This window comes from Paenibacillus sp. UNC496MF (assembly GCF_900113915.1).
In the GTDB taxonomy this organism is placed as follows: Bacteria; Bacillota; Bacilli; order Paenibacillales; family Paenibacillaceae; genus Paenibacillus_Z; species Paenibacillus_Z artemisiicola.
On sequence record NZ_FORE01000005.1, the window covers coordinates 185288 to 199431 of the forward strand.

General features: G+C 66.3%; 10 protein-coding genes. All 10 read right to left on the reverse strand.

Annotated features, from left to right (window positions below):
• Positions 1-149 precede the first annotated feature (149 nt).
• Positions 150-1049, reverse strand: coding sequence for a LysR family transcriptional regulator (locus tag BMZ79_RS05650; RefSeq protein WP_090637448.1), 900 nt, complete (start codon positions 1047-1049; stop codon positions 150-152).
• Positions 1050-1389: 340 nt separating this feature from the next.
• Positions 1390-2997, reverse strand: coding sequence for a HAMP domain-containing sensor histidine kinase (locus tag BMZ79_RS05655; protein WP_256252576.1), 1608 nt, complete (start codon positions 2995-2997; stop codon positions 1390-1392).
• A gap of 5 nt (positions 2998-3002) precedes the next feature.
• Complete coding sequence (locus tag BMZ79_RS05660; RefSeq protein WP_090637450.1) at positions 3003-3671, reverse strand: response regulator transcription factor; 669 nt, start codon at positions 3669-3671, stop codon at positions 3003-3005.
• A 37-nt stretch (positions 3672-3708) separates the two neighbouring features.
• A complete protein-coding gene (locus BMZ79_RS05665) occupies positions 3709-4527 on the reverse strand; it encodes an SDR family NAD(P)-dependent oxidoreductase (RefSeq protein WP_177222027.1) in 819 nt (272 codons plus the stop codon).
• A gap of 91 nt (positions 4528-4618) precedes the next feature.
• Positions 4619-6265 (reverse strand): methionine--tRNA ligase, encoded by a 1647-nt coding sequence (gene metG, locus BMZ79_RS05670; protein WP_090637454.1) that lies wholly within the window; start codon positions 6263-6265, stop codon positions 4619-4621.
• A gap of 454 nt (positions 6266-6719) precedes the next feature.
• Entirely contained in the window at positions 6720-7133 is a 414-nt protein-coding gene (locus BMZ79_RS05675; protein WP_256252578.1) for a ribosomal maturation YjgA family protein, read from the reverse strand.
• Between the two features lie 33 nt (positions 7134-7166).
• Positions 7167-8306 carry a DUF3900 domain-containing protein gene (locus tag BMZ79_RS05680; protein ID WP_090637455.1) on the reverse strand — a complete coding sequence of 380 codons (1140 nt, stop codon included), beginning with the start codon at positions 8304-8306 and terminating at the stop codon, positions 7167-7169.
• Between the two features lie 281 nt (positions 8307-8587).
• Positions 8588-10696 (reverse strand): HelD family protein, encoded by a 2109-nt coding sequence (locus tag BMZ79_RS05685; protein ID WP_090637457.1) that lies wholly within the window; start codon positions 10694-10696, stop codon positions 8588-8590.
• 289 nt (positions 10697-10985) lie between these two features.
• Complete coding sequence (locus tag BMZ79_RS05690; RefSeq protein ID WP_090637458.1) at positions 10986-11264, reverse strand: DUF1294 domain-containing protein; 279 nt, start codon at positions 11262-11264, stop codon at positions 10986-10988.
• A gap of 149 nt (positions 11265-11413) precedes the next feature.
• Positions 11414-14011, reverse strand: a complete 2598-nt coding sequence (gene hrpB, locus BMZ79_RS05695) for an ATP-dependent helicase HrpB (RefSeq protein WP_090637460.1) — start codon at positions 14009-14011, stop codon at positions 11414-11416.
• Positions 14012-14144: the final 133 nt, after the last annotated feature.

A 14144-nucleotide genomic window follows, 5' to 3' on the forward strand; every position in this document is an offset into this window, starting at 1 on the left:
CCTTGACGGTACGGCCCAAGCGCATAACGCATGGCGAATCCGCGAAAACTAATCGAAATACCGCGCGTGCCAACCGCCGCAGGCGTCCGTTTCCGGTCTGCCGTCTTACAGTTATAGCATAGTCTGAACGAATATGCCACTCGCATGCTTCAGGCCGGCCGGCTGGACGAATCGTCCTTCAACATTTCGAGGAAACGCGCCGCTTGGGGCGGCAAATCCTCCTCCGCCCTCGTGTACAGCATGACGGGACAGCGCAGCTCGACGCCGTCGGCCTTCACGCGAGCCAGCTCTCCGCGGCCGACCGCCTTGCGCGCTTCCAGCGCGGACACGAGCGCGAGCCCGATGCCGGCGGCCGCCGCATGAAGCGCCTCGTGGGCGCCGCCGACCTGAATGGACGCCCGCGGCGCGGGCATTCCCCGCATCTCGCACAAGGCGGCGAGCTGCTCGCGCGCGTCGCAGCCTTCCTCCCGCATCACGAACGGCTCGTTCGCGATCGTCCGGAACGGGACGCGCCGGCCCGCGAGCGGGTGATCCGGCGCGGCGACGAACCACAGCTCGTCCTCGCGCAGCATCTTGCCGAAGAGGCCCGGATGACTGCGGCAGCCGCCGCTGACGAAGGCGGCGTCCGCTTCGTAGCGCCGCAGCGCTTCGAGCGCATCGTCCGCGCGCAAGGTTCGCAGCGCGATCGCGACGCCGGGGTTCGCTTCCCGGTAGGCCGCCAGCAGCTCCGGCAGCAGGAAGCTGGCCGGCAGCGAGGTCGCGGCCATGCGAAGCTCGCCCGCGGCTCCCGCGGCGTAGGCGTTCATGTCGCGCGCGATCTCGCGCTGCAGCGCGTATAAGCGGGCCGCATGCGCCGCGAGCCGTTCACCCGCCTCCGTCAGGAAAATCCCCCGCCCTTTCGGCGCGAGCAGCGCCCGGCCGAGCTCGGCCGACATGTTCCGCACGTGCGCCGTCACCGCCGGCTGGCTGATGCCGAGCGCTTCCGCCGCCTTCGTTACGCTTCCCGTGGCCGCCACATGGTGAAAGACGATCAATCCGTATAAGTTCATCCCGCGTTTCTCCTCGCTTGCCGGTTACTCGGCCATCCCTTTACAATCATAATAATTTCTTATACCGCTCTTACTATTTCGAGATTGGGCTTATTAAATGATTGTTATATATTGTAGGTTTCGTCGGGGACAGCCACAAGCGAACACCTATTAAAAAAGCGCTAAAGTCCGCGCGTCCATCGCCTAAGCCAAGCGGCGGCGCGCGTCCGACGACAAGGATGCGGTCCGATAGCAAAAGGCCGATCCGGTTTCGGAACGGCCCTGGCTTTGGTCAAGAAGCGATCAGGAAGCGAATGCGCGCGTCCTCAATTGGCTTTCGCTCGGAATTCAAGCGACATGCTTATGTCGGACGCGTCGGCTGCGCGGTCCCATGAGCTTCGCGATCCGCGAGCGGCAAGTCCGGCAGCGTTACGGTAATGGTCGTGCCGGCGCCCGGCTTGCTGCTTGCTTTCACCTCGCCGCCGTGCAGGTCGACGATGACTTTGACGATGGACAGCCCGAGCCCGCTGCCGCTGCCGTTCATCCGGCGCGACCGGGATTTGTCGGCCTTGAAGAATCGTTCGAAAATATGCGGCAGGTCCTCTTCGGAGATTCCGATGCCGTTATCGGATACGCAGATGACGGCGCCGCCGGCCGTGCGCTTCGCCTCCACGGACACGGTACCGCCCTCCGCCGTGAATTTCAGGCTGTTCGTCAAGAGATTCATCCACACCTGGGAGAGCAGCTCTTCGTCTCCGTTCACGAACACCTTCTCGTCGAGATTGACGTCCATGTAAATATCCTTCTCCGACCAGACCGGCTCGCAGGCGAGAATCGTCGACCGCAGCTGCTGGTCCAGCCGGTACGTCTTCGGGTGCAGCTGCTGCTGATCCGCCTCCAGCGTCGTCAGCTTCATCAGGTTGTCGCTGAGCCGGGACATCCGCACGCTCTCCGCTTCGATGATGCCGGCGTAATGCTGGCGCTGCTGGTCGTCCAGCCCTTCCTGCTGGAGCGCCCGGGCGAAGCCCCGGATCGAGGTGAGCGGCGACTGGATTTCGTGCGACACGTTCGAGATGAACGCCTGGCGCATTTGCTCCATTTGGTTCAACTCCGCCGCCATGTCGTTGATGCTCGTCGCCAGCTCCCCGAAATGCCCGCGCATCCGGTCGGCCTTGTCGATCGACACCGTGAAGTCGCCTTTGGACATCCGGCGAATCGCCGAAATGTAGACGGAGAAGCCGCCCTGCTCACGCCAAGGCCGGCCGATCAGCAGCATCAGCACGAACATGAGCAGGAAGCCGAAGAACACCGTCATGACCTGCTGCCAGAAATCCTGGTACAAGCTCGGCGCGGGTTGCTCCAGAAAGAGCGCGTACGGCTTGCCGCCGAGCGAGACCGGCACGCCCGCCTGCGCGACGCCTTTGGAGAACGGGTATTTCCGCTCGACGTGCGCCGCCGCGTCTCCGGCCAGAACCAGATTGAGGTTGGCCGGGCTCATGACCGGCTTGTCGGAAGGGCTGGAACCGCCGCCGGACGCGGCGATCCGGATGCCGGACGCGTCCGCCAGCGCGACGGCGTATCCCCGTTCCTCCGCGGCCGCCTGCAGCGTCGCCGGCCATTCCCCGGGCGGGCGGCTCGCCAGGGTGGCGCCGATCAAGCGGCCGTCCTGCGCCAGCCGTTCCGTGACGGTCGCGCGGCCGTGGCGCTCTTTGACGAAGCCAATGACGGTGAACGAGGCGGCGAAGCAGGTGTACGTCAGCAGGTTCATGAGCAAAATGCCCGCGATGATCTTCAAGGTTTGCTGCCAGATCGGCGGCCGGGAGGCGGAGCCGGACCGGGCGCCCGGCGCTTTCGGGTTCGCGCGGGGGTTGAAGCCGGTCTTCGCGCTGCGCTTCGCGCCGGACGATGGGCCGGATGCGGCGGCGCCGCGCTTCGCGCCGGCATTACAATCATGACCGCTAGGGTTCATGGGCGTCACACCTCCAGCCGGTAGCCGAGCCCCCGGATCGTCTGGATGCGGAATTTGCACCGTTCCTCGGGGAATTTTTCGCGCAGCCGCTTGATATGCACGTCGACCGTGCGCTCGTCGCCTTCGTAATCGAAGCCCCACAGCTGCTCGATCAGCTGCTCGCGGGAGAACGTTTTGCCGGGATAGCTCGCCAGCTTGAACAGCAGCTCGAACTCCTTGAGCGGGAGCGCCACCGTCTCGTCGCCGACCGTCACCGCGTACGTCTCGCGGTTCAGCGAAACCTTGCCAGCCTGCACGCTCTGCGACGTCGCGATCCGGTAACGCTTCAGCAGCGCCCGCACGCGCGCCACGAGCTCGAGCGGCTCGAACGGCTTGACGAGGTAATCGTCGGCGCCGAGCTCGAAGCCTTTGATTTTCTGGCTCGTCTCGCCCTTGGCCGTCAGCATGAGGACCGGCAGCTCCGTATCCCGCCGAAGCTCCCGGCACAGCTCCCAGCCGTCCATGTTGGGCATCATCACGTCGAGAATCACGAGCTGCGGCTGGGTCGTCCCCAGGACGCGGAGCGCTTCCTCGCCGTCCTCCGCCTCGACGACCTGAAAGCCCTCGCGGACCAGAAACAACCGCACGAGCTCGCGAATATGGGGATCGTCGTCTACGACCAGCAATGTCGTCATGGCCATCATCTCCGCTTGTAGTCTGAGTCGGACCTGCTTACGTTGGTCCTTGCCGATTAACTATAGGACCGGTTCGTGAACGGAATATGAACGCGGGAGGAGCGGACTGCGCCGGTTCGTGAACGCGAAGCAGCGAACCGTTCGGATGGTTGTACCCAAGCAGCCGGATCGCTTCGGCCGCGACGCGCGCGGGCGGCCAAAGTCCGCCTTGTTCGAAGCGCTCCCGAAAGAAGGGCTGCAGCGGAAAATCCGCTTCGCTCCGCTCGCGTGCGTCCGCTTGCATGCGAGTATCCGTCATGCCGGGATCGAGGGCATAAGCCAGAATCGGATGCGGCCGTCCGGCCTGTTCGTCGGCGATGCAGCGCGTCAGCATGTTCAGCGCGGCTTTGGCGCTGCAATAGAGGCTCATCCACGGAGCGGAGTGAACCGCGAGCCCGGACGTAACGTTGACGATCCGCTTGACAATCGGCAGCGGCTGCGCATGGCGGACGAAAGCCCCGCATAGCGCCATGGGCGCGATAAGGCTCGTTTGGATATGCGCCGTCATCTCCGGGACGCGAATCGCTTCGATCGGCCGAATCGGCTCCAGCATCGCCGCGTTGTTGACGAGCAGCAGCTCCTCCGGAGCCAACGCCGCCACTTCCGCGAATAGCCGGTCCGCCATCGCTTCGACTTTCCCTGCGTCCGACAAATCAAAGGAGACTGGCGTAAATCGTTCGAGGCCGGACAATATGCCGGACGTCGACCGGGCAATGCCGATAACGCTATAGCCCTTCTCGTGCAGCGTGGCGGCAAGCGCCTCCCCTATGCCGCGGGAAGCACCGGTGACGATGGCCACTTTGGTCTCATTCGCCACGATCAACCCTCCTTAGCTCATTCATCTCAATCATTCCGAAGATTTCAATTTCTTACGGCGCCGTACACACGATTGTTGGCGACTCCAGCCCTCACGCTTCCTTCGTGCTCCGTTCCAGCCGCTCGGTCTCCTCCTCGATCCGGCTTGGATCGATCCGCTCGAACAGCAGCTCCAGTCCTTCGACCGGGCGGCCGGCCGGCACGGATGCCGGACGCCAAGCCGGCGGGTCCAGCGCGAGGAAGCCTCGGAGCTTGCCGCAGGCAAACGGCAGAAACGGCTCCAGCAGCCGCGACAAGTTGACGATCATCTGCGTGCAGGCGTGCAGCGTCTTGCCGCAGGCCTCGCGGCTCGTCTTGATCTGCGCCCATGGCTTCTGCTCGTCGTAATACTTGTTCGCGCTGCGGATGAACGCGAAAATCAGCTCCAGCGCCTCCTTGAACCGGCCCTGCTCGATCAGCGCCCCCGCGTCCGCGTACAGCCGCGCGATGACTGCCTCCCACTCGCGGTCGAGGCTGCCGTCCGGAATGCGGCCGTCGTACGACTTGGCGACGAACGCCAGCGTGCGGTTGACGAAATTGCCGAACGCGCCCAGCAGCTCGCCGTTATGGCTGTGGATGAACTCCCGCCAAGAGAAATCGGTGTCGCGCTTCTCCGGGCCGTTCGCGAGCAGAAAATACCGCACCGAGTCCGGCTGGTACCGGCTCAAGACGTCCGGCACCCACACCGCCCAATTGTTGCTCGTCGAAAATTTCTTCCCTTCCAGCGTCATGTACTCGCTCGACACGATGCGGTCCGGCAGATGCAGGCCGCCCCCGCCCATCAGCAGCGCCGGCCAGATGAGCGTATGGAACGGAATGTTGTCCTTCCCGTGGACGTAATACGCGGTGATCGGGTCTTGCCCGTCGAGCCAGAACGGCTCCCAGGCGCCGCCCGTTTCCTCGCTCCACTGCCGGCTCGCGGACAAATAGCCCGTAACGGCCTCGATCCAAACGTAAATCTTCTTGCCCTCGAAGCCGTCCAGCGGCACGTCGATGCCCCAGGCGAGATCGCGGGTCGCGGCGCGGTCCTGAAGGCCTTCTTCCAAATACCGCTTCGTCAGCTGCTTCGCGTTGTCCTTCCAGTCTTCGGATCGTGCCGCGTAGGCGGCGAGCGCCTCCTGGAACCGCGACAGCGCCAAATAATAGTGGTCGGTCTCCCGCTCGACCGGCGGGTTGCCGCACAGCTTGCAGGTCCGGTCGGTCAGATCGGACGGATCTAGCAGCGTAGAGCAATAATCGCATTGATCGCCGCGCGCCCGGTTCCCGCAGACGGGACAGGTCCCTTCGACGTACCGGTCGGGCAGAAACCGCCGGTCCGTCTCGCAATACGTCTGCATCGTCGATTTCGTGTACAGCCAGCCGTTCGCGAGCAGCTTCAGGAACTGCTCCTGCACGACGCGCCGATGGACGGGCTGATCCGTGCGGGTATACAGATCGTACGAGAATCCGAGCTGCCGGAAGCAATCGGCGAACTCCGCATGATACCGGTCCGCGATATCGCCAGGCTCGACGCCTTCCCGGATCGCCTGCACTTCGACGGGCGTTCCGTGGCAGTCGCTGCCGGACACGTAGAGCACCCGATCGCCCTTCAACCGGAAATACCGCGCCAGCACGTCGCCCGGGAGCACGCTGGCGAGCCGCCCCAGATGGAGCGAGCCGTTCGCGTACGGCCACGCGCCTCCGATAAATATCGTCGCCATTCCATTACCTCCTTATATGATTCGAAGCTTGCTCCTCCGCCGCACGGCGGGCCGAGATGCGGAGGGCATGCCGATCGGCGCCGAAACGCCAAAAAAGCCCCCGTCCCCAAGGGACGGGAGCTGCATGCTCGCGCGGTACCACCCAAATTCGCGAATGCCTTGCGGCATTCGCCTCTGCGGGTACGGCGCCTGCGGCGCGTACCCAGCACGGTAACGGGTGCGGAACCCGGCGCAGCCTACGTCCGCGAACGGATTCGGTGCGCGGCTCGGAGACCATGTTCCCCGGGTCGTCTTCGCCCCTTCTCAGCTTTACGGGGTTCTCTGTCGAAAGACGGCGAGCGGGTACTCTTTCTCTTCTTCGCCTGTGCGGATTTTCCAAGTTCGTGTAAATCATAGACAATCGCCTCGCCGAAGTCAAGCGGACGGCCGCCCGAATGCCGCTGCGGAGGCGCGGTCAAGCCCGGTTGCCGCGCCCGGGCAGCATGCGGTCGGCCAGCCAGGCGAGGCCGATGCCGGCGGCGTAGCGAAGCAGATCGACGGCCAGGAAGCCGTGGCCGAGCGCGAGTCCGCCGAGCGTCGTCTCCCGCAGCCGGTCGATCCAAGCCGCCCGGTACAGCTGGCTGAACTCGTCGGCGCAACACGCCAGCAGCGCCGCGAGCGCGGTCCCCGCCGCGCCCCCGGCCCCGCGGCCCGGACGTATCGTCCGGAAGCCGAGGTAAATCATGGCCGCCCAGAGCGCGTCCCCCGCATGCTCCGCCAGCCATGCCGGCAGCGCGTCCGCGTACCGCCTGGAAGCAAGGCCGAGCAGGACGACGGCGACCGTCGCGGAGGCATAGCCGACCCGCAGCCGCCTGGTCTTTTCGATCAAGACAAGTCCCCCCTCGCCGGGCCGCGAAGGCCATCAATACGGCAAATTATCGGTTGGATTGCCGTTGCCGCCCGCGCTGCCATTGCCGTTCTGCGGGCTGTCGTCCTTCTCCTTGCCGCGTCCGACGACCTCCAGCACCTCCAGCAGATCCGGCGGCGTCAGCAGTTCGACCGGCGACACGCTGCGATCGAATTGGAAGAAGTCGCCTTCGATCAACGCCACGTAGCGGCCGTTGTACGTCGCGAAATGAACGGATCGGCCGAACTCCGCCAGCGGTCCTTTGACCGACACGTCGCCGAGCTTGAACGCCACGGTCAGATTCGGCTGCTGCTCCACGAGCCGGTCCGCCGCGGCGACCACCTGCTCATGCGACCAGGCTTCCTGCAGCTCCCGCTTCTCGCTCGCCGCCCATGCCTCGTACTGATGCGCCTCCTGCTGGCGTTCCTCGCTTTCGTGGCCCTGCCACTTATCCTCCATGTATTCGTGCACCATCGTCAGCACCTGCTCGTTCATGAGCTCGGGCATCGCCTTCTCGTAGCTGACGAACCGGAGGAAATCCTCGAAGTAGCGCGCGTGCGACGCCTGGTGGATCTTCAGCTCCCAATACTCCAGCATCCCTTCCTCCGGCATGTACGGGTATTGGATCGACTTCATGTTGCGGGCGCTGATGGCCATCTCCACGTGGGAGATCAGATTGCGCTCGTCGGTGATGCGGGCGATCTTCGGCTCGAAATCGCACTTCAGCACGAACAGAATCGGCTGGTCCGTGTATCGGTTCGGCGTGGCGTGCACGACGATGAACGCGCCTCCGCGCACCGCGGCGGCGTCCATGTACAAGCGCACGAGCTCGTCCGCGAAGCCGTGAAATTCCGTCGCGTCCGCCGCGGTGCGCAGCCGTTGAAACGTATTGTAATTCGGGTTGCTGTCGAGCTCGTAGCCCGGCTCCGCGATGAACCGGCCGATCTTGGTCGGCGCCGCGTCCGTGGCGGGATGGCGCTCCGCCTTGCGCTTCACGATCCGCGCGAACTCGCCGTCCAGGAACGATTTCAGCTCGCTGTCCGCGTAATCCTCCCGGTCCATCGTCTGATAATGGGTAAACGTCTTGGCCGCGTTGTTGTCGCCGCCCTCTCCTTGAACGACGAAGAACGATAAATAGTCCACGATAAAATCCATGCCGGTCACCGAACTCCTTTTGCGAAATGCTGCGCGTGCGCCGAGAACGGCGCCCGAACGTCTAGCATAGCACAAACGGCGCGCGCTGTCGTGACCGGATGCGCGCCCGAACGCCACTCCGCGGGACGAGACGCGCACGAAGGCGCATCCGAAGAAGCGAGCGGTTAGGCGTCGAAACTGGCAGCCTCAATCCATCGCACCCGCGCCATCGCTGGAAACGCTTGCGGCATCCATATAAAAAATCCGCCTGCGCGAACGCAGGCGGATCTATTAACGCATCGTCACACCGCCGCCGGCTCGGCGACCAGCGACGTCAGCTCGCCGCAGTAGAGCAGCTTCAGCTTGTGCAGCGCGCGGGTACAGGCGACGTACAACAGCTTGGCGTCGTTGCCGCCGTAGCTGACGCCGTCGGCATCGGCCACGAGCACGGCGTCGAATTCCAGCCCTTTGGCCAAATACGCCGGCACGACGGTCAGCCCGCCGCCGTAGGCTTCCTGCTTGCTCTGCACGAGCGCCGCCTCGATGCCGGCCTCGCGAAGACGCGCCGCGATTCCGTCGCACGAAGCGATGTTGCGGCCGAGCACGGCGATCGTACGGTATTCTCCGCTCCGCTGCCAATCCCGGACCGTCGCGGCGACGTCGTCGAGGCGCCGTTCGTCGGTTGCGGCCCGGATGACGTCCACCGCCTCGCCGCTCCGGAACACCGGCACGGCCGGCTTCACGCCGTCGCCCATGCCGCCGAGGACGCGATTGGCGAACTCGATGATTTCCATCGTCGAGCGATAGCTGCGGTCCAGCTCGTAGTAGCCGGTGTCCGCCTCGGGGAACAGCGACGTCAGCTCCGCCCAGCCGTGGATGCCGGCGTAGCCGTGAATTCCCTGCTGCAGGTCGCCGAGCACCGTCATGGACGACTGGCGCTGGCACAGCTTCAGCGCTTCCAGCTGGAACGGCGAGTAATCCTGCGCTTCGTCGATGACGATATGGTCGTACGGCGACCCTTCGAAACCGTTCAGGCGCACCTGGACATACACGAGCGGCGCCAGGTCCTCCGGCCGGATCAGCGCGGCTTTCAGCTGCTTGATCGTCGCGGCGGCGCTTTTGGCCGGGAGCAGCGCCTGGGCGGCGGGCTCGGCGAGCAGCGACGCGTACAGCTGCGCCGGCGTCGGCGCCGGAATTTTTTTGGCATAGGCGTTCAGCTTCGCGTTCAGCTTGGCCTTCAGCTTGGCATCCGTCTGGCGGCGCGCCTTCCATTCCGACTCCAGCCAGCGCTTCAGGCGGCTGACGAGCCGGGCCCGGCGCTTCATGTACGGCTCCCCGACGTCGTCGGTCGCGAGCCACTCGGCGATCATCGACGGCGTCACCCGCCACCCGGCCATCGGCTCGAACGGTTCGTCCGGCATAAGCGACGCCTCCGTCAGCGCCAGCTTCGCGTCGACGAGCGCCTTGAAAGCCAGGCTACCCTTGACGCGGCCGGCCGACGCGAACAGCTCCTCCCGCGTGCGCGGCTGCTCGAACCAGTACGCCATCGGATCGTACGCCTCGTCAAGCCGGACGGTTTGCCCCAGCTGATCCAGTCCCCAGTCCGCGAACGTCGTCTGCAAAATATCGCCGACGCCGAGCTCCGGCAGCACGCCGGAAATGTAATCCAGGAACATCCGGTTCGGCGCGAAAATGACCATGCGGTCCGCGCGGACGCTGCCCGCGTACCGGTACAGCAAGTAGGCGAGCCGGTGCAGCGCGACGGTCGTTTTTCCGCTGCCCGCCACCCCTTGGATGAAGACGGCTTTGTTTTTGTCCGTCCGGATGATGCGGTCCTGCTCCTGCTGGATGGTCGACACGATGTCGCGCAGCTTGTTGTCCTTGTTCTCGCCCAGCCGGTAAAGCAGGAATTCGTCGGTGACGCTCTCGTCCTCCTGTCCCCGGACGTAGCTGTCGACGACGCGCTCGAGCTTTCCTTCGCGCACGAGCAGATTGCGCTTCAGGTGGACGGTGCCTTCCACCTCGCCGTCCGGCGACTCGTAGGCGATGGGCGCCTCGCCGCCGCTGAAGGCGTAAAACAAGCTCGCGACGGGCGCGCGCCAATCGACGACCATCACTTCGTTGGTCCGCTGATCGGCCACCCCGGCTTTGCCGATATAAAGCGGCTTCGGCGCGGGCTTCGCGCCTTCCTGAAAGTCGATACGTCCGAAATACGGCTCGCGCTCCGCGACGGTCAGCCGCTGCTCCCGCTGCTCGCGCTGCAGCTCGAGCATTTGCTCCGTAAAATCGTTGCCGGTATAGCGCGGCCCGATCTCGCGCAGCTGCTTGCGGATGTCGGCCAACACTTCGTCGATGCGCTTCGCCTCTTCTTGAAAGGCACTTTGAACGGTCAAGTCAGTTACCTCCCTCATCGACGCATGCCGATGCGAACGACGCGGCCGGCGCCGCCTCCGAAACGACCCGGCCGGGGCCGGAATTCGAAAATGAAGGCGGCGAAAGCCGCATTCGCATGCGGCTTGGTCTGTTCGTATAAGTCATGTAATCGGTGCGTCCGTTAGGAGCATGAGTGCCCACTATAGCATAAGCGGCGAAGAACTGTCAATCGATGCCATTCGGCTTGCGGTTCGATCGCGAGCGGCTCGGCCGGTAGCGGCGGGTCTTCGATCGCGAGCCCTTCTCGCGGTTATCGCGAAGGCCGGCTTACAACGACTCCAGCCAAACGATAATGGCGATGTGGGCGAGCAGCATGACCGGAATGCCCGCGGCGAACGCGGCATGCTTCGTCTTGTGCCGGAACAGCCGCATGGCCGCGAACGCGCCGAGCGCGCCGCCGGCCGCGCTCGTCCCGAGCAGCTTGCGCTCCGGGATGCGGTGCCGGCGGTCCTTGACCGCCCGGATCTTGTCGACGCGCATGAGCGCGAACGCATAAATATTGATGATCAGCAAGTAGAGCGCGGCGATTTTTTCGATCGTCGTCATGGGTAGGCATTCTCCTTTGGCATGGCGGGCGGCTTGAATCGCAAGCCGCCGGATAGGCGTGAGGCCGGCGTGCGAGGCGACCGACGGAGCGTTCGGCATGCGGCGCGGCGCTGCCGGAGCGGCAATCGCCGGGCCGACGGGATGACCGCTCAACGCGGCGGACGCGGCTTGGCCCGGTTGGTCGCCGGCGCCTCGAGCGGGTCGTCCGGCCAGTAATGCTTGGGGTAACGCCCCTTGAGGTCCTTCTTCACCTCGAAGTAGGCGTGCTCCCAGAAGCTGGCCAGATCCTGCGTGACCTGTACCGGGCGATGCGCCGGCGACAGCAGGTGAATGGTGACGGGCAGCTTGCCCCCGGCGATGCGCGGCGTCTCCCGCAGCCCGAACAGCTCCTGCAGGCGGACCGCCAGCACGGGGGAAGCCGGATCCGCGTAATCCACCGGAACTCTCGAGCCGCTCGGCACGGTCAAATGCGTCGGCACTTCCTTCTCCAGCCGCTGACGATCCTGCCAGGACAGCAGCGATTCCAGAATCGCGACCATGTCGAGCCGCGCCAGATCGCCCCGTCCGCGCATGCCGCCGACGTAGGGGCCGAGCCACTCCGGCAGCGCAGCCAGCAGCGCTTCGTCGGAAACGTCGGGCCATTCCGGATTGTGCGCGTGCATCAGGTTCATCCGGTCCCGCAGCTGCTTCGCCGCTTTGGACCACGGCAGCAGCCCGAGCCCCTGCTCCGCGAGGCCGGCGAGCAGCGCCGCCTGCACGATCGCCGGATCGGGATCGGCCCACTGCGTTTCCTTCAGCACGATCGCTCCGAGCCTGACCCGGCGGCGGGCCCGCACGCCTTCCGCCTGGCGGTCCCATCTCGCTTCCGTCTCGACGAGCAGCAGGTCGCCGAAGTACGTCTCCAGCTCGTCCGGGCCGAGCGGCGCGGCGAGCTGGATGCGGCCGTCGCTGCCGCTGTCCTCCAGCTCGGCGACGGCGAGGTACGCCGCGGCCGAGAGCGGCTGCAGCTCCTGCACGGCGGCGCCCCGCCCGTTGCGGAGCAGGAAGCGGCCGTCGGCGCGCCGCTGCGCGATGCGGTCGGGGTACGCGAGCCCGAGCAGCACGCCGCAGGCGGCGTCCGGGCGCGGCGCGGCTTGCGGCGGCGCGGCCGAGCCCGCGCTCGGCGATGCGCCGCCGCCCGCGCCATGCGCCGCGCGCGGCGCGATCCCGGCCGCGCGCATCCATTCGCGCGCTTCCGCGTTCAGCCGCTGCAGCGCGGCGGGGTCCGCGGCTTCGCCGGCGGCGCGGCCGCGCAGCGCGTCGAGGCGCAGCCGCATGTCCACGCTGCGCGAGCGCAGCACGTCGCGGTCGCCGAGCAGCGCCGCCAGCTCGCAGGCGAGCGCGCCGAGCCCGAGCGGCTTCGCCGCGAGGACCATATGCGCGAGCCGCGGATGCATGCCGAGCTCGGCCATCGCCTGGCCGTGCGGCGTCGGTTTGCCGGCGGCGTCGAGCGCGCCGAGCTCCCGCAGCAGCTCGGCCGCCTGCGCGTACGCGGCGGCCGGCGGCGGCGTGAGCCACGCGAGCTCGCCGGGCGCGTCGATGCCCCAGACGGCGAGCTCCAGCGCGAGCGGCGCCAAGTCCGCGCCGAGCAGCTCCGGGTCGCTTTGCGGTTTCAGCTGCCGGTGCTCGCTCTCCGTCCACAGCCGGTAGCAGACGCCCGGCGCCTCGCGTCCGGCGCGGCCGCGCCGCTGATCGGCGGAAGCGACCGAGACCGGCACCGTCTCGAGCCGCGCCATGCCGGTGCGCGGCGAGAAGCGCGGCACGCGGCTCTGGCCGCCGTCGACGACGATCCGCACGCCGCGGACGGTCAAGCTGGACTCGGCGATGGACGTGGCGAGCACGATCTTGCGCTCGCCGCCCGCCGCGGCCGAGACCGCTCGGTCCTGCGCCTCCGGCGGCAGCGCGCCGTAAAGCGGCAGCACGGCCACGCCAGGCGGCAGCGACAGCCCTGCGGCGCCGCCCGACTGCGCCGCGCGGAGCAGCTGCTCCGCGCGGCGGATCTCGCCCGCGCCCGGCAGGAAGACGAGCGCGTCGCCGTCATGGGCGCGCATCGCTTCGATCGCGCGGCGGGCGACCGCCTCCTCGATCCGGCCCGCGACCGGCTTCGGCTCGTAATGGGTTTCGACGGGATAAGCCCGTCCTTCGCTGACGAGCAGCGGCGCGCCGCCGAGCAGGTCCGCGACCGGTTCCGCTTCCAGCGTCGCCGACATGACGAGCAGCCGGAGCTCTTCGCGGAACACGGCTTGCGCCTGCAGGCAAAGCGCCAGCCCCAGATCGCCGTGCAGATGGCGTTCGTGGAATTCGTCGAAGATAACGAGCCCGACGCCTTCCAGCGACGGGTCGTGCTGGAGCATCCGCGTCAGCACGCCTTCCGTGATGACCTCGATCCGCGTGGCCGGACCGACCTTGGTATCCATGCGCACGCGGTAGCCGACCGTGCCGCCGACCGCTTCGCCGAGTGAACCGGCCATGAACCGCGCGGCCGAGCGGGCGGCCAGCCGGCGCGGCTCCAGCATGAGGATGCGCCGTCCGGCCAGCCACGGCGCGTCCAGCAGCGCAAGCGGCACGCGCGTCGTTTTCCCCGCGCCGGGCGCCGCCACGAGAACGGCCGACGTCCGCTCGGCGAGCGCCGCGCGCAGCTCGGGCAACAGGCCGTCGATGGGCAGGGCCTCCGCCGATTTGATTTTAGGTTGTGATGGATCGTTCATAGCCGAAATTCCCCTGTCTTGTCAGTTCCTACGCTCGTATTCCTACGCTCCATTATAGAGACGATGCCCCGAGCCCGTCAAAAAAAAGCGGCCTTCTCCTGCCGCCGCTCCATCGCGCGCGCAACGCAAAAAC